This is a genomic window from Rickettsia endosymbiont of Nabis limbatus, assembly GCF_965196655.1.
Classification (GTDB): domain Bacteria; phylum Pseudomonadota; class Alphaproteobacteria; order Rickettsiales; family Rickettsiaceae; genus Rickettsia.
Map to the genome: position 1 here is coordinate 713,270 of NZ_OZ239771.1, position 20,709 is coordinate 733,978.

The following is a 20,709-nucleotide window of genomic DNA, read 5'->3' on the forward strand; positions in this document are numbered from 1 at the left end:
TACATACCCTATTTACGTTCTGCTGGGCTTTTCATCATCTCAAAGAACTCATTATTAGTTTTAGTATGTTCTAACTTTTTAAGCAAGAATTCTATTGCTTCACTGCTACCCATTGGGTCGATGATGCGGCGAAGAACCCACATTTTATTTAGTACTATTTTATCAACTAATAAATCTTCTTTTCTAGTTCCTGATCTAGTTATATCAATAGCTGGGTAAATACGTTTATCAGCAATCTTACGATCTAACACTATCTCAGAGTTACCTGTACCTTTAAACTCTTCGAAAATCACTTCATCCATACGTGAACCTGTTTCAATTAGAGCCGTACCGATTATAGTAAGTGAACCACCATTCTCAATATTTCTTGCAGCACCAAAAAATCTTTTCGGACGCTGAAGTGCGTTAGCATCAACACCACCAGTTAATACCTTACCAGATGATGGAACTACAGTATTATAAGCACGAGCAAGACGTGTTATTGCATCAACTAAAATTACTACATCTTTCTTATGTTCTACTAAACGCTTTGCTTTCTCAATCACCATTTCCGCAAGCTGTACGTGCCTACTTGCTGGCTCATCGAAAGTAGAGCTAACAACCTCACCACGCACGGAACGTTGCATATCGGTCACTTCTTCCGGTCTTTCATCTATTAACAGCACTATTAAAAATACTTCTGGATTATTGGTGGTAATAGCATGGGCGATATTTTGTAATAACACAGTTTTACCGGTACGAGGAGGTGCAACTATTAAAGCACGCTGACCTTTACCCATTGGAGCGACTAGTTCAATAACACGTGCACTAAAATCTTTGCTGTTATCTTCAAGCTCTAAGCCCAATTTTTCATCAGGATATAAAGGGGTTAAATTATCAAAATTGACACGGTGATAAGCTTTAGAAGGATCTTCAAAATTTACTTTATTTACCTTAAGTAGAGCAAAATAACGCTCTCCCTCTTTTGGAGCTCTTATTCGCCCTTCCACAGTATCACCAGTACGAAGACCAAAGCGACGAATCTGACTTGGAGAAATATAAATATCATCAGGTCCTGCTAAATAGTTTACTTCAGGAGAACGCAAAAAGCCAAACCCGTCAGGCAAAACTTCAAGTACTCCCTCGCCTACTATTGAACCACCCTGTTCTACAGATTTCTTTAAAATTGCAAAAACTAATTCTTGTTTACGCAAAGAACTAACATTTTCAATTTTTAGCTCTTCTGCCTGAGCTTGTAATTCTTCAGGCAATTTACGTTTTAATTCTTTTAAATTAATTATATTGCCGTTTTCTGCATAATGATTATTAAATTCAGGATTATTTAGTTGTTCTGGGGATTCTTTATTAGTTATACTCATTATTTTTATTATAATAGATTATAGTTGATATGAATGAAAAATTTAATTCCTTAAATGTAGAGGAGATATTACGTTGTTTTAAATTAGGAATCAAACTAGATTTTTAGATTTATTCTTGTGGCTTGAAGAATTAATTTTATTTGTTAGCTTTATAAAGCTTTAATATATGTAAAAGGATATTAACAATCTAAAAGCATATTGTCAAGTATATAGATGAAATTATAGAAACATATCAAAGATTATATCTATTAACTAACATCTTATCATCTCTATATCTATTATCAAATTTGGGAATAAATTTTGTTCATAAAATGACAACTCTTTTATTTCTCTTTCCGTGTATAGCTTAATGCGATAAGGTAATGACTTTTTTAAGAGCATAGTAAACCGCATCAAAAAAGTGCTCAAAATTAGAAACAGTTTTTCTTATTTCGTTCTTGATTTTAAACCAGTAATGCTCAATAGGATTTAAATCTTACTATTACCCACAATTATAAAATGCTGCTAGAGTATTCACTGATCATTTTAAATAAGAAGGATAGGCGATATGCAAGATATAGTAACATACGGGATAAATATATCAAGCACTGGTTGGTTAGAGAATGAGCTCAGGCATGTTGACTTTAAAGATAAAAGACTTATAAATCGGCTTATTAAAACCAGTAACTTACTTGATAGCAAAGCATCCGGCACAATAAATCAAAGTTGCAGATCCTGGAAAGATGCGAAGGGAGCTTACAGACTATTTAGCAATGATAAGTTTGATATAGATGAAGTCTATTCTTCGCATCATGTGGAAACACAAAATAGAATCCAAGGCAAAAATTTAGTGTTTGCAATTCAGGATACAACTTACCTGGATTATGACACTCATATTAAGACAAAAGGGCTAGGCAGTATCTCCAAAGCTTATACAAAGCACAAACAGGGTCTTATTATGCATAGTACTATTATAGTGACGCCAGGAGGTCTGCCTTTAGGCCTTACCTCTCAGCAATGTTGGGCACGTATCGCAAGGGAAGAGGATCAGAAGGAAAAAGCAAGGCGTAAGTATATCACTCACATCAAAGATAAAGAAAGCTATAAATGGATTAACGCGTTTGAGGAAACAATTGCCAATATTCCTGAAAATACTAGAGTTATTACGGTTGGAGATAGAGAAGCAGATATCTTTGATTTGTTATGGAAAATTGAAGAATCAGCTGCAGAATTTGTAATTCGCAACAGACAGGATAGGAAATTTATTTGCCCGGAAAATGGTAAAACAAAAATACAAACGAAAATAAGTAAGCTACAGTCCAAGAAAGAGATTAGACTGAAAATCCCAGGCAATGGACTTCATAAAGCAAGAAAAGCAAATGTTGAAATTAAATACACATATGGGCACATACCAATTAGGTCTGTATCTTTATATGGCCCTGAAAATACTGATCACAAAATCAGTGACAAATTAGCTGTTTATGTTGTAAGCGCTAAAGAAATTAATGCCCCTGTTGGAGTAGAGGCAATCGATTGGACTATACTGACCAACATCCCCGTGAGTAGCTTTGAAGATGCTGTTGAGCGTATAACTTGGTATAAGCTAAGATGGAAAATAGAAGAATATTTTAGAGTTCTGAAATCAGGATGCAAGATAGAAGCCTCTCGCTTATCTGCCGAAACAAAGCTACAAAAATTAATTGCCATAAAAAGCCTCATTGCTTTTAAAATTTTATATTTATCAAAAATAGCCTCAACTTGTCCTGAAGAGAGCTGCGATAGCATACTTACCACCCAAGAATGGAAAACGCTTTATATGCGCGTGCACAGAACAAATAATACTCCTGGCAAGCCTCCAAATATAAAAGAAGCTATTATTTTGCTTGGTAAATTAGGAGGCTTTATGGCAAGAAAGAGTGATGGGTTGCCCGGAGCAATGTCTTTATGGCGGGGATATGAAATCCTTCAAGAGAGCGTAATGATGCTATCAATTGTTAGTGGTAAAATTTGTGGGTAATAGTAAGGATTTAAATCAGGAGAGTAAGTTGGTAAAAATAAAATACTGCAACCAAAAGATTCAATTAACGTTTTCACTTTTGTACTTTTATGAAAATTAATATTATCCATTACTACTATCTGACCAGGCTTTAACTCTTTGATCAATATCTCTTGTACATAAGTTTCAAAAATGTCCTTATTACATGTCCCATCAAATATTATTGGGGCAATAATATCTTTGGCAGACACCCCAGCAATCATACTAATCAGTGATTTATGTTGATAGACCCTTTCACCATAACATCTTTGACCGATAATGCTCCACCCGTGTTCTCTACAGCTATTATCTTCTATCCCAGATTCATCGATAAATACTAAATCTTGTTTGTCTATAGTTTTTAGTTTCAATATAAACTCATTCCTTAGACCAACATCTCTTTTGGGATGAAGAAAAGTTTTTTTTATAACTATAACCTAATTTATTAAGCAATCTTGATATCGTACTTGCAGATACTTTTTGACTCCAGTTGTTAGCTAGTTCCATGGTGGTTTTATCAAAATTTAATTCTATAAATTTTTTAAATCCCTCTATGTCTCTTATTATTCTACGATGTCCTGTATGATAACCACTTTTTGCTTTGATATCGCCGGTTTGTTTCTTTAATTTTTTCCATTCTATTATAGTCTTCCTACTAATAGAGTATATCTCAGAAGTCTCTTTTATTGTTTTACCATCTGTTAAACTTTTTATTACTCGTATTCTTAAATCGTATGAATATGCCTTTGCCATAAGTTTTTCATTTAGTATAATCTAACTCATACTCTAAGTCACTATCTTATCGCATTAAGCTATAAGTCTTGTCTCTAGAAGATTCTAGCTCATAACTTGATAATATATTATGCCACATCTCAAGATCTTTAATATTAAGAGTTGCATGTTTGTATTTTAAACATATTCCTGTTATATTTTTTATCTTTTCTTTACTTTCTCTCAGTTTTTTATAGAGATTTTTAAGATAATTCACATATAGATTAGAAGCATCCAAGCCATTTGATCCTATAAATGTTACATCCGCCCCATGCTCTTTTAGAAAATATGCAATTTTTAAACTCCCATTTTTAACGGCTATCGTAAAAGGTTGATATTCCTGCCCTAAAATGATACTCCTCGCAGCAGAGCTACGAGGTATCTATCCAAAAAGTTTTAACTGTTTTTGTTGAAATGCTTTATAAGAAGGTTTGCCTGAACCTTGATTTTTTACATAATTACGTAATTTCCGCTCATCATCATGTTTACCTACTGTGCTCATAAAATATCCTTTACTCCAAAACTCACTTCCCCATAATTTTTCTTTAAGATTTGGATATTTCTTAAACATTTCCTTAGATGTAATACTTTTTATGATTTGAGTTATTTTTGTTGGGCTATACATTGATACATTGGTATTGACTGTAGTAAAAAATGTACATGATCTTTATCTACTCCTATTTCCAAAAATCTAATTTCATAACGAGCTTCTATGTCCTCACAAATTTTACATAAATAATCGTCTAGTTCCTCTTTGAATATTACTCTTCTATACTTTGCCGGTGTTACTAAATGATATATTAGTACTGTGACATTATCACTTTTATGTATATAACTGCTTTCTTCCATGCATCTAGTATATCACGAAGCAGACCTTCGGGGAATTAAACCCTAAGAGATTAATTTTTACTCCATATATAAGTATTAAACCATCTATTAAATCTAAACGCTCATTTAATACTGAGAAATATAAAGCATCCCGACCAAAATCGTCTTTAATATGAAGCTCTTCTTTACTAAGATAATTTATAAGTATTTTTACTGTCTTAAAATCCTTGTTTTTAAATACCGCAAATATAGGTCTACAACCATCATGATTTTCAATATTCGGTTTAAAGCCATAACGCAATAGCTATTAACCATTTTGTTATTTTTATTTATGGTTGCAGTTAATATAATAGGATTACCGGCGATCTCAAAACCAAGAGGATGGAGTTCTAAAGGTCCACAAAGATTTGCTTGAAAATTTTGTAGTTGTTTGTCTTGCTGAAACTTTAGAATATAACGCTCCGCTTGCTCAATATCATTATTTTTGACAGCATCACATAAAGCTATTTCTTCTGGAGTTTCAGCAATGTAGTATTTTTTAGTAAGAGATAGAGGCATAATAATTTTGTGAAAACATTATGATATGGTAAAATGTCATTCTTATAAAAATAAGAACGACATTTTATTTTTAAGAATCTTTACTATCTCTAATTTCTTTGACTATGCTTAATAATTGAGGAAAATCTACTGATCCTGGGATTAACCTAGCATTAATTACATATGCAGGCACACCCTGAATTTTAAGATTTCTAGCTATCTGCATATTTTGAGCGATTAAATCTCTTACATCAGAACTATCAGCTATCTCTTCAACTTCCGTAATATTTAAGTCATTTTTGGCTAATAATTCTTCAACAGTTTCTTTAGAAAAATTTCTTATCTTCATTAATTCACTATGAACAGCTTTAAATTTGCTAGGATTAATTTTATAAACTGCTAAAGCTATTTTTGCTAAATAATCAGAGGCATCACCAAGTATAGGTAATGGTCTTAACAAAATTTTCACCTCTGGATCATTTTGTAATAACTCATTTAAAGAAACATCACCTTTTTTACAGTAGGAACAAGAATAATCATAAAAAGCAACTATAGTTATATCACCTTCTTTATTACCTATAACAGGAAAATTTTGGCTATTCTCGATATCTAATTTGTTATCCTTAATATAGCTATTAATTTTGGTTTCACTTTCTTGTACTTTACGCTTTTGTAGATTTTCTATTGATTGTATTATTATTTCAGGAGTACTAAGTAAATATTCTTCGATAATCTTCTTAACTCTTTCTTCTTCGCATTGTTGAGGCTCTTCATTTTGTTTAACTTCTATGGAAACAGGTTTTGTAGAAGAAGTTTTTATAGTCTTAAAAATAAATAAAACTCCTATAATTACTACAAATATAACTAATATCTTTCCAATAATATGCTGCATAAATAACCTTTAAAATTAATTTTATTTTGTTTCGGGCTAAGATACGTCATTGCGAGGAGATGCAACTCCTACTGTGTCATCCCATGGCTTGACCGCGGAATCCAGAAAAACAATAAAAATATTACATATTTTTTCCTGAACCCCGTGAATAAATTACGGGGTGACAACCATACCCCACTCTTTACTTCTGTCTGATCAATCTACTTTGATCCCTCTTCCAATCTTTTTCTTTAATCGTTTCTCTCTTGTCATGTAATTTTTTACCTTTAGCAATGCCAAGCTCAATTTTTATCTTGTTTTTTTTGTTAAAATACATAGACAAGGCAACTAGAGTATAACCTTTTATTTTAGTTCTACCGATAATTTTATTTATTTCTTTCTTATGCAATAATAATTTACGCGGTCTTCTGGTAGAGTGATTGAATCTATTTGCTTTTTCATATTCTGCAATATGACAATTGTACAAAAATACCTCATTTCCCGTATCAGCTGCATGGCTCTCTTCTATAGATGCTTTACCTTGACGAAGCGATTGAACTTCACTGCCCTTTAATACAATACCCGCCTCCAGCCTTTCTTCAATAAAATAATTAAATAGAGCTTTTTTATTTTGTACAATAACTTTCTTATATTCACTCATAACTTTATAGATAATGATGTTATAATTTCTTCAATTTGTTTTTTGGTTGTATTTGTTGCTTCAGTTAAAGGCAAACGAATTTCGTTTGTGCAGAATCCTAAATAATGCATAGCATACTTAACTGGAATCGGGTTTGATTCTACGAATAATGCTTTATATAAAGGTAATAATTTTTGATGAATATCTAAAGCTCCTTTAACATCATTGTTATACCATTTCTCTTGAAGCTCTTTGCATAATTTAGGTGCAACGTTAGAAGCTACGGACACACACCCTACTCCGCCTTGAGCATTAAAAGCAAGACTTAAATCATCATTACCGCATAATAGATTAAATCCTTTTTTAACTATAGATTTAATTCTAAGCGGTCTTTCTAAATTTATTCCTGCATCTTTTAAAGCTAAAACACGAGGCAATCTAGACAGTTTGAATATTACTTCATCAGTAAAATCGATTCCAGTTCTACCCGGAACTGAATATAGCATAATCGGTAAATTACTAGCTTCATGTATTGCTTCAAAGTGTTTATAGATTCCGTCTTGAGTAGGCTTCAAATATGACGGCGGACTAACCATAAAACCGTCAACCCCAATATTTGTAGAGGCTGCTGCAAGCTCTACCGCATATGCAGTATTATTTGAAGAACATCCACTAATTACAGGAATACGCTTATTTACTATATCCTTAGCTGTTTGCAATAATAATTTATATTCTTCAAAACTTAAACTACTTCCCTCGCCGGTTGTGCCGGCTAATATTATTCCATCAACCTTTCCGTCAATTTGGCGGTTAATAATTTTTTCAAGCGATTCTAAATCCAGTTTATTATTTTTAAACGGCGTTATTATTGCCGTAATCAAACCTTTAAATATGTTATTCATTGCTTTTCATTTTTATGTTGTTGTTTCGTCATTGCAAGCCTATTTTGTCATACCGTGGCTTGTCCACGGGATCCAGTTAAAAATATGTTAGTGTTTTTTTATTGTTTTTCTGGATACCGTGGACTATCTCACAAGATTGCCGCACAAGTGATTCTCCTTTCAATGACGTTTTTATCCCCTTACAATTCTATCATATTCCTCTTTTAACATATCAACAATTTTATGATCATTAAAAGTAACTTTCTTTCCGTCGAGATCTATAGAATTAATATTCTGAACCTCAATTGCCGTACCGGTAGCAAAACAGCTAGTAAAATCTTCTATTTGCTCTAGCTTTATACGCTCTTCTCTTACTTCTAACCCTAAATTTTTTGCAATTTCAATAATAGTTCGTCTTGTTATGCCATCTAAAAATCTATCGGCAATTGGAGTATATAGCACATTATCTTTAACAAAGAAAATATTTGTTGTAGTGCATTCCGCAATATATCCCTCATAATCAAGTAATAATGCATCATCATAACCAAGAGCTTTAGCTTCTTTTTTACTGGTTATCGCCATATTATAATAAGCAGCGGATTTAGATTGTACCGGCATCATATTAGGTGCAGCCTTACGCCATTTGCTTACATGCAAATTAAATCCCGCAGTAAATGCTCGTGGCATAGAAGAAACAACCGCAATCAGAACATTAGTTGATAATTTAGGATTAATAATATTTAAAGATTCACTCCCGCACCAAACAAGCGGTCTTATATATGCATCCTGAATATTGTTTTTTTCTATTAATAATTTGTGGGCTTTTACAATTTCTTCTACACTGTAAGGTACTTTCAACCCTAAAACTTCTGCTGATTTAATTAATCTTTCAGTATGTTCTTTAAGTTTAAAAACTTTACCATTATAAGCCCGCTCACCCTCAAATACCGATCCTGAGTAATGTAAACTATGAGTTAAAGCATGTACTGTAGCAAGTTCATAAGGAACTAACTCACCATTAATCCAAATATACCAAAGATTATTTTCTGAATTTTTTGTCATTGTTATTAATTGTTATTTGTACTAGAGTAATTATGTCATTGCGAACGACTGCAAGGAGTGTGGCAATCTCATAAAGCAAACTCCTAAGTTTGCTTCGTCGCTATGCACCTCGCAATGACGAAAAAATTTTTAAAAATTACATCATATTTATATGCAAGAATATAAGGCACATATCCTAATTGTTGATGATGATACCAGAATATTAGCACTTTTAAAGCAGTTTTTAAATAAAAATGAGTTTTTAGTATCAACTGCCGTCTCAGCTATAGAGGTAAAAGATTTGTTGAAGACTTCTAATTACGATTTGATTATTTTAGACGTCATGTTACCAAGTATTACAGGACTTGATTTTGCTACTACCATTAGGGATGCTGGCAATAATATACCGATAGTAATGTTAACTGCTTTATCGGAAGCCGATGACCGCGTTAAAGGTCTTGAAGCTGGTGCATCAGATTATGTTATCAAACCTTTTGAACCACGAGAATTATTATTGCGTATAAATAACTTGATCAATAATTATAATAGTCCTAAAAAGGAAAAAAATATAACTAAATTTGGCAATAATTTTTATAATTATAATACTAAAGAATTTACTAAAAATGATCAGATAATTCCGCTTAGCTCTACTGAGCAGAAGTTACTTGAAATATTTATAGAACGTCTTGGCACTTCTATTAGCCGCTTTGAGCTTTCAAAAATTATGGGAGGTCTTAGTGAACGCTCTATCGATGTACAAATTACAAGAATAAGGAATAAGCTGGAAGATAATCCTAAAGAACCAAAATATTTAAAAACCGTGCGTAACGAGGGATATGCACTTTATATCTAAAATATTACCTAGGACTTTGTTCCTAAGATTTATGCTTATCATAATTATGCCGATTCTGATAGGACAGCTAGTTGCTATATTTTTGTTTTATGATCGTCATTGGTATAATGTTTCATATTATACTAGCACCATTATTATCAATGAAATAGAATCTTTAATTAAAGAGCATAAAAACAATCCCAAAGAAATAACACATTTATCAGAAAATTACCTCAATTTATCTTATCAATTTGAGCCTAATAAGAAACTATTAGCAAAACAGCCTAAGTTAAACGAACCCTTAACTATATTTAAAAATATTTTAAATACAAAAATTCATGAGAAAAATATAATTAACTTAACTAAGGAAAATAGAATTCAAGTATTATTAGAACTAAATAATGAGATATTAAATATTTCTTTTCCAGCCAAACTTTTACTTAACCCAACAGTATATATTTTTGTTCTGTGGATTATATTTTTAACTATCATATTACTTTCCATCTCTATTATTTTCTCTAAGAATCAAATTAAATCAATACTTGCTCTTGCAGATAGTATGGACGAATTCGGTCGAGGTATCTTAAAAAGTAAGAATTTTAAGCCTACAGGTGCTTTAGAAATAAGAAAAGCAGGGCTTGCTTTTTTAAAGATGAAATCTCGTATAGAAAAGCAAATCACCAAACGAACTACTATGCTTGCCATGATTTCTCATGATTTAAGAACTCCTTTAACACGTATGAAATTACAACTTGAATTAATGGACGAAAATGAAGAAACTGACGGATTAAAGCAAGATATATTAACCATGCAGCAAATGATAAATTCCTATTTAGATTTTGCCAGAGGTGAAAGTGCAGAACAGTTTGAAGAAGTTTTTATTTTATCTTGGATTAAATCTTTTTTAAATAAATGGTCACATATAGATATTGAGTTTATAAATCCTAGTAAATTAGATGGAGTGAAACTTCGAATTAAACCACATTCTTTCGAAAGAGCCTTGTCTAATTTAATCAGTAACGCTATAAAATATGGTACTAAAGTTAGAATTTCGTTAAATGCTAATTCATCTAACTTATTGATAATAATTGAAGATAATGGCAGGGGCATAGATGATGCAGAAAAACCTTTAGTATTAAAACCATTTTATAGATCAGATAAAGCAAGACAGTTAGATAATTCAAGTAATGTAGGACTTGGACTTGCCATTACTCGTGAGATAATAAAAAATCATAATGGATTTCTTTACCTAGAGGATAGCAAGGATTTAGGTGGGCTGTCGGTTAGAATAGAACTTCCTGTGTATACTAAGATAGAACTTTAAAAATTGGTATAGTCGTCATTGCGAGGAGTGTAGCGACAAAGCAATCTTAAAAAGTCTGACGAGATTGCCACGCCACTTTCAAAGGCTCGCAATGACATTAAAAAGAACCAAAAATATATATTTAATAATGACTAACATAAAACATTTAGCAATAATAATGGATGGTAATGCACGCTGGGCAGCTACGCATGACTTACCTAAATCTGAGGGACATAGAGCCGGAGCTGATAAAGTTCATGAATTATTACCGGAATTTATTAACCTTAAAATACCATATGTTACGCTATATACTTTCTCTTCTGAAAATTGGCAACGCTCAACTACAGAAATATCTTTTTTAATGAAGTTATTAAATATTTATTTAAAAAAAGAGCTAGATAATTTACATAGAAATGGCATTAAAATAAAAGTAATAGGTAGGCTTAATTTATTAAGCGACTCATTGCAAAAACAAATAAATAATGCTATAGAATTAACGAAAGATAATAACAAATTAACTCTTTGTATAGCTTTTAGCTATGGTAGCCGTCAAGAAATCACAGATGCTTGCACTAAAATTATTGCAAGTGGTAAAACAGAAATTCTTGAGAGCGATATACAGAATGCGTTATATGATCCAGAAATGCCGGATGTAGATTTATTAATAAGACCTGGCGGTGTTTTCCGGATTAGTAATTTCTTGCTTTGGCAAGCAGCTTATGCTGAGCTATATTTTTCTCAAAAATATTGGCCTGATTTTAATAAAGAAGACATAATAAACGCTATAGATGATTATTCAAAAAGGAAAAGAACGTTTGGCAAAAGATAAACAAAAATCAAATTTATATTTAAGAGTACTGTCCGGTATAGTATTAGTACCATCATTTGTGGTAGCTATATTATGGCTTAAACCTTTATTCTATATTTTAATGGTATTAGTGGCTATAGGAATGCTTAGCGAATGGTATGACATGACCTATTCTTCTACTATATATCTAATAATAGGGTTAATTATTATCCCAATTCCCATAAGCTTATTAATATTCTTAAGTAGCAATCCTATAAATAACTGGCTTATTATGCTTTATTTTTGCATAATTTGGTCGGTAGATACATTTGCGATGATTGGCGGCAAAGCTTTTGGCGGTACAAAGCTTGCTCCAAAAATTAGCCCTAAAAAAACTTGGAGCGGCTTAATTACAGGAATATTATCGGCAGGCTTAGTTACAATCTTAATTAGTTTTATACCAGGTTTTTATATTGAAAATTACTATTTCTCAAATAGGATTTATTTGTTTATAATTAGTTGCACGCTAGCTTTAATAGCTCAGCTAAGTGATTTATTTATTTCATATTTTAAACGAAAGTTTAATATTAAAGATAGCGGCAATATTATACCAGGTCATGGAGGAGTATTGGATAGATTTGACAGTATAATTTTAACTGCTCCAGTAATATTTTCTATAAATGGATTATATTTATGAGTATTTTTAATTCAATACTTTCAAATAATCATACAAAAAAAATAATTTTAAATATCTTTCTAGCATTGCTGCTAGGATATTTTGTTTTTCACTGCATTTACGGCAATAAAGGAGTTATTGCCTATTTAAAAGTAAATAGAAAGCTTGAAAAAGCCTATGATGAACTGAAATTATTGCGAGCTGAGCGAGTAGAACTTGAACATAACGTTAAACTACTTAGAACCGAATCGTTAGACAAAGATATGCTAGATGAGCAAGCACGCAAAGTTTTAGGTATAGCAGCTCCAAACGAACAAGTATTTAATACCAATAGCAAACCATAGGCTTATCACAGAACTTAAAATTTAACCAAAGAATATATTATGACTATTACACTTTACCAAAACGATTTACCTGATGATTTTGATTTAGAAGGCGATTTAGCGATAGATACCGAAACGATGGGGTTAAATTTATATAGAGATAAACTTTGTCTGCTACAATTTAGTAACGGAAATGGTGATGCTCACCTTGTGCATTTTCTAGATCAAAACTATAATGCTCCTAACCTAAAAAATTTATTAAGTGATAAAGAACGTTGCAAGATATTTCATTTCGCAAGGTTTGATTTAGCAGCGATAAAAAAATATTTGGGAGTTGATTTAGAGAATATCTTTTGTACTAAAATATCTTCAAAGCTAGTTAGAACTTATACTGAAAGCCATGGGCTTAAGGATATATGTAGAGAATTGTTAGGAGTAAATATTTCCAAACAACAACAATCTTCTTATTGGGGTGCTGATAATTTATCTTCCGGCCAACAAGAATATGCTGCTAAAGATGTGCTTTATTTGCATAAGTTAAGAGAGCATTTAATAGCAATGTTAATTAAAGAAAATAGATTTGAACTTGCTCAAGACATCTTTAAATTTCTACCGATCAGAGCCAATTTAGATTTAGTCGGCTGGGATGAAGTTGATATTTTTACGCATTGAATTTTTTAATGCTATAAAACGTTATTGTGAAGAGAAACTGGTCTTGTTGCATAGCTCCCGATGTCATCCCTGCATGAGGATTGCCTGCGTGAATTGAGAGTCGTCAAGAGCTATGCGATTACAAGGAGCGTGGCAATGACGAGAAAATAATCCACGCGGGCAATGCCTATGCGGGGATGACATTGTACATGTTTTTTGAGCCATGTAACAACGCCGGAGAAACTGTAAGTTTTGTACGTGTGCAATCTCAGGAGTTTGCTTTATGAGATTTCTACACTCTACTTAAGTTTTAAGCTCACTTACAATGACATTAAACTTATACATAACCAAGATCAACGCCGGTAAGTGGCAGGTAAGTATCAGTATCTTCGTTATATTGATATGTTTTACCATTATGCTCTACGAATTCATTATTTAATTTATTACTATCGGGCGGATAAATTTCATCAAGATCATATGTTTTTTTCTTTCACCTTTACAATATTCCCGAATTTTAAAGATATCACATATGGAAAATAGTACACCACAAACCATTACTACCATTTGTATACCAAATGATGCTAATCCAGAAGTAGTAGCTAGGTCACTATTTGGCATAACAAGCCTATCAGGATTATTTTCATCTATCCATCCACTACTTATTCCCGCACCTTGTACTACTATTGCTGAATTTGGAAATAAATCACTTCTTAAATTACTACTAGAACAAGCACTTGTCGTATTAAAGCCTCTAAGAACAGCAGTGCTACCCTCTTTTATTACATTGCCAACAACATTATATGACGTCCCCCAGAAATTTACTGTTCCATTTGAAAATATTTCAAAAGGTCCATCAAATACAAAGCTTATTCTACTACTGTCTTTTATTACTTCATCAATACTATGTTTACTATCATCCGGACAAGATCTTAATAATTTGCTTCCCCAATTAACAACATTATAAGCTACACCTTGGGTACATTTGCCAAACTCTATCAACATATTTGTAGTTTGAGTGGTCATTAAACTAGGATAAGGTAAAGCAGCTATTAATTTTCCTCCAATAGTATGTACCGGAGGCAGTGGATCGTGAGGACCGGTTCTTAAATCTTTAGGAAGAGTAGCTATACATTTAAAATCGGACATAATTAACCTATTTATTTACATTGAATTATTTATTCAAAAAATATTAATATCTGTTAATCAATTAGTTAATAATTATTAATGAGTTTTTTATTTTTATGTTGTGATAAATAAGATATATTAATAATTTATTTTAATTCAGAAATCTTATAATGCCTAAAATACCTATCGATAATATTATCGTATTCTTATATCTAATATCAATTTTAGCCGTAGGTATTTATTACCGAGCTAAAAATAGTAGCTTTAAAAACTATGCAAATGTAGAGAGTAAGGTTCAGAATAGCAAATTACTGTTAATAGCTACCATATTTGCAAGTTCTGTAGGAGGAGCTACTACTTTCGGTATTACAGAAAAAGCTTTTTTAGGACATGCATATTATGCTTACGCTTTAATACTTACTATCCCGATAGATATCATAATCGCTATTTATATAGTACCGCTAATTGCAAAGCATCATGGAGCAGAAAGCATAGGCGATATAATGAGTATATACTACGGCAATATAGGTCGCTTCATTGGCGGGATTAGTTCCGTAATTGTATCGGTTGGATTTTTAGCAGCTCAAATAAGTGTCAGCGGTTATATTTTTCAGTATATTCTAGAGATAAACTATATAGAAGGAGTAATATTAAGCTATAGTATAGTACTTATTTATACAACAATCGGTGGTTTACAATCTATTGTTTTTACCAATATATTGCAATTTTTTGCTATGATAATTGCGATACCTGTTGTTACTTTTACAGGATTAAATAAAGTTGGTTCTATAAGTTTTATAGGTGATTTGATTGTTGAAACTAATCAATCTAACTTATTTTCTTATATAATCGCTGCTGCTTTAAGCTTTAGTATGATGAATCTATATCCTACTTTTATTCAAAGAGCTTTGATTAATAAAAACCCTACTCAAACAACTAAAGCAATATATACAAAATCGGTTATATATTTATTCTTTTTAATTTGCGTTACTTTAAATGGTTTAATTGCTTATAAACTTTATCCAGAGCAACCATCAAGCTTAGTATTACCCTATCTAATCAATCAAATAATTCCGCCTTTAATTCAAGGTATAGTGATAAGTGGGCTACTTGCTGCTGTTATGTCTACCGCGGATTCTGACTTAAATGTTACTTCTATAGCTATTGTTAAAGATATAATTAACCCGATTCTAAAGGTAAAAAACGGGCAAAAACTATTATTAATTGCACGAATTATTAATGTAGTAATAGGAAGCCTTGCTATAATTGCTGCTCTAAAATTTAGCAACGTAATAGATTTAGTAGTATTCTTTACCGGCTTTTGGGGACCTGTAATATTAGTACCGCTAGTAACAATGCTTTTTAGCATTAGAGTACCAACACAAATAATGGTTTTATCATCACTAAGTGGAGCAGCAACTTTTCTACTTTGGGAATATTACTCTCTATCACTACAATATTTTAACCTCAGGGGAGTATTTATAGGAACAATAATAAGCTGTCTGATATTTATGCTAGCTATAGTGAAAATAAAAGTAATTAAAAAGCAAAATAAGTTTTAAAGTTAAATAGTATAAATTAATAAAAATTTTTCATTTTAAGGAAGGTTATATGACTAAAAAGCAAGTAGGAATTACAAAACCAATAATGGTGGTCCAAGATTTAATAAACAATTTAGTTCTAGAACTACAACCCAAGCTTAATTTTGTTAACAAGCTTTATGGTAAAATTAGAGAACAGCTAAAAAATGGACAGCTTAATAATATAGATGATATTAGAAAAGCAGCAGATCAATTAGAAGATAAGAATCTTATAAAAGAAAAAGATCTAAATGCTATGTATAATAGAATTATAGATCATTCAAAACTTATTTCAATACAAAATGATAATATATCTCAAAATCTTACAGGAAAATCAGAAGAAACAATAAAATTAGAAAAAACCTTAAGCTGTGATGGAAAATTTTCAGTAAACGTAAATCAAAAACAACTTAGTCATGCTGGAACGTTTTCTATCTTATCTGTGCTGCCATTTGTTAAAGAGGATGAAAATTTGTTGTTATCATATTTTGAACATACAACAGAAATAATTGCAACTATGAAACTAGTAAATGCTCGTATAGTATCACAAATAAATAACCCTAAAGCAGTTGAAAGTGTAACAACTTTTGGTACAACAAGCTTTTTAGCTATGGCAACAACGCACACAATAGACAATACTGAAAATATTTGTTTATTTTCAGATCCTGTAACTACAGCTAGTGTATTAAAAAATGATCCCAGTTTACAATCATAATTGAACGAAGAAGAAATCAATCACTTTCATCTGAGAGATGAAAGTTTGTTTTATAGCGACTAGAAGTCGCATATCAAGCTAAAGCTTATTCAAGCCGTATGTGAGAGAAATCATGTCTGGTTCATGTGCCTCAATATGTCTTTAATCATATAATCGGTACATTACCACTATTAGATCTACAGTCACTGCGTGCACAAACAATTTCTACCACACTGTGTGATAAAGACGATAGTAAACTGTTAGGTGATTTCCTGAAGTGTTGAACTCATGGTGCTTATGATGCAATGCATCATGGCGCACATGGCAAGCTAAAGCTTTTCCATCTGGAAGATGGAGGTTTTAACCACCAAAGGGACTATAAAAATATTATTAAATTAACATTAGTTGAAAGTGAAGCTAAAAAAGTTCCTAATATTGAAAGAGGTAAGCAAATATTTCAAGAAATTATCAAAAGTAAAATGCAAAGCTCTTCTCCTGATGATCAAGAATGGTATAACGAATATTTAGCTGCATTAGACATCTCTAGTGACATGTCACACTTAAATCAAAATCCAATAGAAATAGTTAACCACCCTGCATTGCAAATGCAGGGCTTAAGATTACGGCATCAATGCCTTAGCTATAGCTAGTTTTCAACTTGAAAGTTTCCAAACTTATCATCTCTCGATTCATGTTTATCAATATAATCCTTGATCATTTGGTCAGTCACATTGCCTGTGGTTCTGACAAAATATCCAACAGCCCATAAGTGTTTACCCCAATACTGTTTCCGTAATTCTGGAAATTCCTGCTGAATCTTCCTTGAACTCTTTCCTTTTAGATACTGTACCACCTTACTAATACTTTGATAAGGTGGCACAGATACATAGATATGTACGTGATTTGAAGCTATCTTCCCTCTTAATATCTCTACTCCATTATCCTTACATATCTCTTGGGTTAGGTCCTTGACTCTCCTACCAATATCACCAACCAATATATTATATCGATATTTAGTCACCCATACTATATGATAAGTGCAATCGTAAACTGTGTGGCTTATCTTCTTGTAATACTGCATCTCTACATTCTATATGTTAAAACGACGCACTGCAAGTGCGGGGTTTTTCTCCCAAATTTGGGACAATAAAAAAAGTAATATATTCTGCCGATCTTTTACATAAAAACGGGGTAGAAACAAAAAATCTTTTAGTAAATCTTAAGAATACTCTTGAGCTTATAAGTACCGATTTGGAAAACACAAATCACTTAAATGATAATCAAATTAATGTACTACCTACAGAAGAGATTAATATAGATATAAAAGATAATATACCTACCTCTAATCAAGAACCTGAGATAGTAGAGTTATCTGGTGCTAATTATGATGCAAGTTAAAAAAGATACCAATTCGGCTCTGTTCTAAAATTTGTGTGTGTGCCGTAGCAAAGCTATAGAAGAGATGGTGGTAGGTCCACCGAGATCGGTTATCGAGAGTTGGTCTCAAACTACCTTAAGCGGCTGTGGTTAAGAGCGATGGTCGTGAGCATTAAGGAAAATCAAAAAAAACTTTTTGGTGAAGTAAGGATTAGAGAGATGAATGAGAGTGAACTACTATAAGCGTCGTAAATGATAATAGTATCAAAACCTAGGGCTACACATTCTCTAGGGATAAGCTTATCGGCTACTCGGATGTTGGGTAAGCGGTACTCGGTGTATAGGTGGCATGAATCTAATCTAGGCTCTTTTATGGAACTGCGGGAACCAGTCGTACTGATGTAAAAGTAGAATATCAAGCAGGGTGACTGCAAGATAAAGAATACTAAAGCAGTGCACTGGGGCGGATCACTTTGTAGTAGTATTGAAGTTGTTGTAATGACGATGGAGCGAAGGAAGTGAATTACACTGTCTAACTAATATTCAACTTTTTTTTAAAGGGATGAGATAGAGGTAATGACGAAACCATTTAAGATTTCGAAACTGTTAGTGTTGCAAGCATACAAGCTTATAAAAGCAAATGCTGGAGCTGCAGGAGTTGATCAACAAACGATAAAAGATTTTGAAGAAAACTTGAAAAAGAATTTATACAAGATCTGGAATCGTATGTCTGCAGGAAGTTATATGCCACAGCCTGTTAAAGCTGTAGCCATACCTAAGAGAAATGGAGATCAACGAATTTTAGGAGTGCCTACAGTAGAAGATAGAATAGCTCAGATGGTAGTAAAGTTAGAACTTGAACCAAAAATTGAACCTCACTTTTTAAAGGATTCATATGGATATCGTCCAAATAAATCAGCCTTAGAAGCTATAGAGGTAACAAGGCAGAGATGCTGGAAAAATAATTGGGTACTGGAGTTTGACATCAAGGGATTATTCGACAATATACAGCATGCACTTATCATGAGCGCATTGAAGAAACACAATAATAATAAATGGATAGAATTATACATAGGAAGATGGTTAAAAGCAGCAATGCAAAAATCAGATAGGAAAATAGTTACTAAGAGTTGTGGTGTACCTCAAGGAGGAGTAATTAGTCCAATGCTAAGTAATTTGTTCATGCATTATGCATTTGATAAATGGATGGAAAGAAATTATCCAAAAGTTGAATGGTGTCGATATGCAGATGATGGTCTTGTTCACTGTAAAACAGAAAATCAAGCGAAAGAAATATTATCTAAGCTAGTTGAAAGATTTATAGAGTGTGGCATTGAAATGAATTTAGAGAAGACAAAGATAATCTACTGTAAGGATAATAGACGGAAGGATAATTATCCAAGCATATCTTTTGACTTTCTTGGATACACTTTCAGACCTAGAACAGTAAAGAATAGTAAAGAGAATAGGATTTTTACTGGATTTAATCCAGCAATTAGCAAACAGTCTTGTAAAGAAATACGCCAAAAGATAAGAACCTACCAAATATATAAAAGAAGTGGATCAAGCTTAGAAGATATTGCTAGGGTATGTAACCCTAAACTAGTAGGTTGGATTAACTATTATGGTAAGTATGGTATATCAGAATTGGCATGGGTTTTACAACATTTTACTAAGATCTTAGTAAAATGGGCAATGAGAAAATATAAACGGTATACGAGGCATAAAATTAAAGCAATAAAGTATATCCAAAATATTGCGTTGCATAACCCAAATTTATTTGCACATTGGAAAATAGGGATAACAAGAGTGGTTGTTTAATGGAAGCCGTATAAGCTGAGAGGTTTACGTACGGTTTTGAGAGAGGCTAGGGGGAAGAAAATTCTACTGGCCTACTCACCAAATTCTAGAATATCCTATTAAATTCTTTGGTCAAATTTTATTAAAAAATGAGTCATATCTTCTCCCCAATTTTGGATTGGCATGCTCCATTTTCTCGTAATATAGTTAATTGTCAAGTAAAGAGTCTTAAAAACAGAATCATCATTTGGAAAAACTCGTTTATTATGAAGATATTGCCTCACTCATGCCGGTAAGGTTATCACTACAAGCAATTAAAATATTTTTAAGTCCCCTATTCTTCATGTAAGTAAAAATTAGCAAGCCAGAACTTTGCCCCCTCCTTCTCGCTAATCCATAACCCTAAAATATCTTTTTTCTCTTGTAAATCAATACCTAATGCAACATATACGGACTTATTAATTATTCGCTTATCTTATCTAACCTTAACTATTAACTCATCAAAATATACTATAGCATAAACTCATTCTAAAGGATGATTCTGCCAACTCCTTACCTTATCTGTATTTTTATCTAATGATACTCCTCGCAGCAGAGCTACGAGGTATCTATCCAAAAAG

Annotated in this window: 23 protein-coding genes and 2 pseudogenes; 12 read left to right on the forward strand and 13 right to left on the reverse strand. The window is 32.2% G+C overall.

Annotated elements, in window-relative coordinates; translation table 11 throughout:
- Positions 1 to 8: 8 nt before the first annotated feature.
- Positions 9 to 1,358 carry a transcription termination factor Rho gene (gene rho, locus ACOAL3_RS04160; protein WP_419235454.1) on the reverse strand — a complete coding sequence of 450 codons (1,350 nt, stop codon included), beginning with the start codon at positions 1,356 to 1,358 and terminating at the stop codon, positions 9 to 11.
- A gap of 547 nt (positions 1,359 to 1,905) precedes the next feature.
- Here rho and ACOAL3_RS04165 point away from each other — a divergent pair.
- Positions 1,906 to 3,354: an IS4 family transposase gene (locus tag ACOAL3_RS04165; RefSeq protein WP_419234585.1), complete on the forward strand. Its 1,449-nt coding sequence runs from the start codon at positions 1,906 to 1,908 to the stop codon at positions 3,352 to 3,354.
- Here ACOAL3_RS04165 and ACOAL3_RS04170 read toward each other — a convergent pair.
- The 9 genes and pseudogenes from ACOAL3_RS04170 to ACOAL3_RS04210 form a co-directional block, all read right to left on the reverse strand.
- Entirely contained in the window at positions 3,303 to 3,743 is a 441-nt protein-coding gene (locus ACOAL3_RS04170) for an IS630 family transposase (protein WP_419234784.1), read from the reverse strand. The two genes, ACOAL3_RS04165 and ACOAL3_RS04170, sit on opposite strands and share 52 nt — an antisense overlap.
- 7 nt (positions 3,744 to 3,750) lie before the next feature.
- A complete protein-coding gene (locus ACOAL3_RS04175) occupies positions 3,751 to 4,125 on the reverse strand; it encodes a helix-turn-helix domain-containing protein (RefSeq protein WP_395476636.1) in 375 nt (124 codons plus the stop codon).
- Positions 4,126 to 4,525: 400 nt separating this feature from the next.
- A pseudogene (tnpA, locus tag ACOAL3_RS04180) lies at positions 4,526 to 4,992 on the reverse strand (IS200/IS605 family transposase).
- 4 nt (positions 4,993 to 4,996) lie between these two features.
- Positions 4,997 to 5,272 (reverse strand): hypothetical protein, encoded by a 276-nt coding sequence (locus ACOAL3_RS04185; RefSeq protein ID WP_419235455.1) that lies wholly within the window; start codon positions 5,270 to 5,272, stop codon positions 4,997 to 4,999.
- Positions 5,182 to 5,529 carry a hypothetical protein gene (locus ACOAL3_RS04190; RefSeq protein WP_419235680.1) on the reverse strand — a complete coding sequence of 116 codons (348 nt, stop codon included), beginning with the start codon at positions 5,527 to 5,529 and terminating at the stop codon, positions 5,182 to 5,184. Before ACOAL3_RS04190 ends, ACOAL3_RS04185 begins: the two co-directional genes overlap by 91 nt.
- Before the next feature lie 70 nt (positions 5,530 to 5,599).
- A complete protein-coding gene (locus ACOAL3_RS04195; RefSeq protein WP_419235456.1) occupies positions 5,600 to 6,400 on the reverse strand; it encodes a DsbA family protein in 801 nt (266 codons plus the stop codon).
- Between the two features lie 181 nt (positions 6,401 to 6,581).
- Positions 6,582 to 7,040 carry an SsrA-binding protein SmpB gene (smpB, locus tag ACOAL3_RS04200; RefSeq protein ID WP_419235457.1) on the reverse strand — a complete coding sequence of 153 codons (459 nt, stop codon included), beginning with the start codon at positions 7,038 to 7,040 and terminating at the stop codon, positions 6,582 to 6,584.
- Positions 7,037 to 7,921 (reverse strand): 4-hydroxy-tetrahydrodipicolinate synthase, encoded by an 885-nt coding sequence (gene dapA, locus ACOAL3_RS04205; protein WP_419235458.1) that lies wholly within the window; start codon positions 7,919 to 7,921, stop codon positions 7,037 to 7,039. Before dapA ends, smpB begins: the two co-directional genes overlap by 4 nt.
- Before the next feature lie 171 nt (positions 7,922 to 8,092).
- Positions 8,093 to 8,962, reverse strand: a complete 870-nt coding sequence (locus ACOAL3_RS04210; RefSeq protein ID WP_419235459.1) for a branched-chain amino acid transaminase — start codon at positions 8,960 to 8,962, stop codon at positions 8,093 to 8,095.
- Positions 8,963 to 9,113: 151 nt separating this feature from the next.
- Between ACOAL3_RS04210 and ACOAL3_RS04215 the strand changes: the two genes are divergently transcribed.
- From ACOAL3_RS04215 to ACOAL3_RS04240, 6 genes are all read left to right on the forward strand, one after another.
- Complete coding sequence (locus ACOAL3_RS04215; protein WP_419235460.1) at positions 9,114 to 9,794, forward strand: response regulator transcription factor; 681 nt, start codon at positions 9,114 to 9,116, stop codon at positions 9,792 to 9,794.
- Positions 9,778 to 11,097, forward strand: coding sequence for an ATP-binding protein (locus ACOAL3_RS04220; RefSeq protein WP_395477484.1), 1,320 nt, complete (start codon positions 9,778 to 9,780; stop codon positions 11,095 to 11,097). The genes ACOAL3_RS04215 and ACOAL3_RS04220 overlap by 17 nt, the downstream gene beginning before the upstream one ends.
- A 127-nt stretch (positions 11,098 to 11,224) precedes the next feature.
- Complete coding sequence (uppS, locus tag ACOAL3_RS04225) at positions 11,225 to 11,905, forward strand: polyprenyl diphosphate synthase (RefSeq protein ID WP_341788107.1); 681 nt, start codon at positions 11,225 to 11,227, stop codon at positions 11,903 to 11,905.
- A complete protein-coding gene (locus tag ACOAL3_RS04230; RefSeq protein ID WP_395477483.1) occupies positions 11,865 to 12,560 on the forward strand; it encodes a phosphatidate cytidylyltransferase in 696 nt (231 codons plus the stop codon). Before uppS ends, ACOAL3_RS04230 begins: the two co-directional genes overlap by 41 nt.
- Positions 12,557 to 12,883 carry an FtsB family cell division protein gene (locus tag ACOAL3_RS04235; protein WP_395477482.1) on the forward strand — a complete coding sequence of 109 codons (327 nt, stop codon included), beginning with the start codon at positions 12,557 to 12,559 and terminating at the stop codon, positions 12,881 to 12,883. The genes ACOAL3_RS04230 and ACOAL3_RS04235 overlap by 4 nt, the downstream gene beginning before the upstream one ends.
- A 39-nt stretch (positions 12,884 to 12,922) precedes the next feature.
- Positions 12,923 to 13,534, forward strand: a complete 612-nt coding sequence (locus ACOAL3_RS04240) for a ribonuclease D (RefSeq protein WP_419235461.1) — start codon at positions 12,923 to 12,925, stop codon at positions 13,532 to 13,534.
- A 414-nt stretch (positions 13,535 to 13,948) separates the two neighbouring features.
- Here the strand turns inward: ACOAL3_RS04240 and ACOAL3_RS04245 are convergent, their stop codons facing one another.
- Positions 13,949 to 14,659, reverse strand: coding sequence for a hypothetical protein (locus ACOAL3_RS04245; RefSeq protein WP_419235462.1), 711 nt, complete (start codon positions 14,657 to 14,659; stop codon positions 13,949 to 13,951).
- Positions 14,660 to 14,808: 149 nt separating this feature from the next.
- Between ACOAL3_RS04245 and ACOAL3_RS04250 the strand changes: the two genes are divergently transcribed.
- The 3 genes from ACOAL3_RS04250 (at position 14,809) to ACOAL3_RS04260 (ending at position 17,562) form a co-directional block, all read left to right on the forward strand.
- The gene (locus ACOAL3_RS04250; RefSeq protein ID WP_419235463.1) at positions 14,809 to 16,200 is read left to right on the forward strand and encodes a sodium:solute symporter family protein; all 1,392 of its coding nucleotides are present in this window, start codon (positions 14,809 to 14,811) and stop codon (positions 16,198 to 16,200) included.
- Between the two features lie 49 nt (positions 16,201 to 16,249).
- Positions 16,250 to 16,933, forward strand: a complete 684-nt coding sequence (locus ACOAL3_RS04255; protein ID WP_419235464.1) for a hypothetical protein — start codon at positions 16,250 to 16,252, stop codon at positions 16,931 to 16,933.
- A 284-nt stretch (positions 16,934 to 17,217) separates the two neighbouring features.
- The gene (locus tag ACOAL3_RS04260; protein WP_419235465.1) at positions 17,218 to 17,562 is read left to right on the forward strand and encodes a hypothetical protein; all 345 of its coding nucleotides are present in this window, start codon (positions 17,218 to 17,220) and stop codon (positions 17,560 to 17,562) included.
- Here ACOAL3_RS04260 and tnpA (ACOAL3_RS04265) read toward each other — a convergent pair.
- On the reverse strand, positions 17,559 to 17,993 hold the full coding sequence (gene tnpA / locus ACOAL3_RS04265; protein ID WP_341794258.1) for an IS200/IS605 family transposase: 435 nt from the start codon (positions 17,991 to 17,993) through the stop codon (positions 17,559 to 17,561). The two genes, ACOAL3_RS04260 and tnpA (ACOAL3_RS04265), sit on opposite strands and share 4 nt — an antisense overlap.
- Positions 17,994 to 18,028: 35 nt before the next feature.
- Between tnpA (ACOAL3_RS04265) and ACOAL3_RS04270 the strand changes: the two genes are divergently transcribed.
- Positions 18,029 to 18,310, forward strand: a complete 282-nt coding sequence (locus tag ACOAL3_RS04270; protein WP_419235466.1) for a hypothetical protein — start codon at positions 18,029 to 18,031, stop codon at positions 18,308 to 18,310.
- 555 nt (positions 18,311 to 18,865) lie between these two features.
- The gene (gene ltrA / locus ACOAL3_RS04275; protein WP_419235467.1) at positions 18,866 to 20,110 is read left to right on the forward strand and encodes a group II intron reverse transcriptase/maturase; all 1,245 of its coding nucleotides are present in this window, start codon (positions 18,866 to 18,868) and stop codon (positions 20,108 to 20,110) included.
- 98 nt (positions 20,111 to 20,208) lie between these two features.
- Here ltrA and ACOAL3_RS04280 read toward each other — a convergent pair.
- Positions 20,209 to 20,663: pseudogene (locus tag ACOAL3_RS04280) on the reverse strand (transposase); the annotation flags it as partial.
- Positions 20,664 to 20,709 lie beyond the last annotated feature (46 nt).

Coding starts and splice junctions, on each gene's coding strand:
- ACOAL3_RS04250 (WP_419235463.1), top strand. CDS start 14,809: ATGCCTAAAATACCTATCGATAATATTATCGTATTCTTATATCTAATA.
- ACOAL3_RS04210 (WP_419235459.1), bottom strand. CDS start 8,962: ATGACAAAAAATTCAGAAAATAATCTTTGGTATATTTGGATTAATGGT.
- ACOAL3_RS04175 (WP_395476636.1), bottom strand. CDS start 4,125: ATGGCAAAGGCATATTCATACGATTTAAGAATACGAGTAATAAAAAGT.
- smpB (WP_419235457.1), bottom strand. CDS start 7,040: ATGAGTGAATATAAGAAAGTTATTGTACAAAATAAAAAAGCTCTATTT.
- ACOAL3_RS04190 (WP_419235680.1), bottom strand. CDS start 5,529: ATGCCTCTATCTCTTACTAAAAAATACTACATTGCTGAAACTCCAGAA.
- ACOAL3_RS04230 (WP_395477483.1), top strand. CDS start 11,865: ATGATTATTCAAAAAGGAAAAGAACGTTTGGCAAAAGATAAACAAAAA.
- ACOAL3_RS04255 (WP_419235464.1), top strand. CDS start 16,250: ATGACTAAAAAGCAAGTAGGAATTACAAAACCAATAATGGTGGTCCAA.
- ACOAL3_RS04215 (WP_419235460.1), top strand. CDS start 9,114: ATGCAAGAATATAAGGCACATATCCTAATTGTTGATGATGATACCAGA.
- tnpA (WP_341794258.1), bottom strand. CDS start 17,993: ATGCAGTATTACAAGAAGATAAGCCACACAGTTTACGATTGCACTTAT.
- ltrA (WP_419235467.1), top strand. CDS start 18,866: ATGACGAAACCATTTAAGATTTCGAAACTGTTAGTGTTGCAAGCATAC.
- ACOAL3_RS04245 (WP_419235462.1), bottom strand. CDS start 14,659: ATGTCCGATTTTAAATGTATAGCTACTCTTCCTAAAGATTTAAGAACC.
- ACOAL3_RS04260 (WP_419235465.1), top strand. CDS start 17,218: ATGCATCATGGCGCACATGGCAAGCTAAAGCTTTTCCATCTGGAAGAT.
- dapA (WP_419235458.1), bottom strand. CDS start 7,921: ATGAATAACATATTTAAAGGTTTGATTACGGCAATAATAACGCCGTTT.
- rho (WP_419235454.1), bottom strand. CDS start 1,358: ATGAGTATAACTAATAAAGAATCCCCAGAACAACTAAATAATCCTGAA.
- ACOAL3_RS04195 (WP_419235456.1), bottom strand. CDS start 6,400: ATGCAGCATATTATTGGAAAGATATTAGTTATATTTGTAGTAATTATA.
- ACOAL3_RS04235 (WP_395477482.1), top strand. CDS start 12,557: ATGAGTATTTTTAATTCAATACTTTCAAATAATCATACAAAAAAAATA.
- ACOAL3_RS04220 (WP_395477484.1), top strand. CDS start 9,778: ATGCACTTTATATCTAAAATATTACCTAGGACTTTGTTCCTAAGATTT.
- ACOAL3_RS04240 (WP_419235461.1), top strand. CDS start 12,923: ATGACTATTACACTTTACCAAAACGATTTACCTGATGATTTTGATTTA.
- ACOAL3_RS04165 (WP_419234585.1), top strand. CDS start 1,906: ATGCAAGATATAGTAACATACGGGATAAATATATCAAGCACTGGTTGG.
- uppS (WP_341788107.1), top strand. CDS start 11,225: ATGACTAACATAAAACATTTAGCAATAATAATGGATGGTAATGCACGC.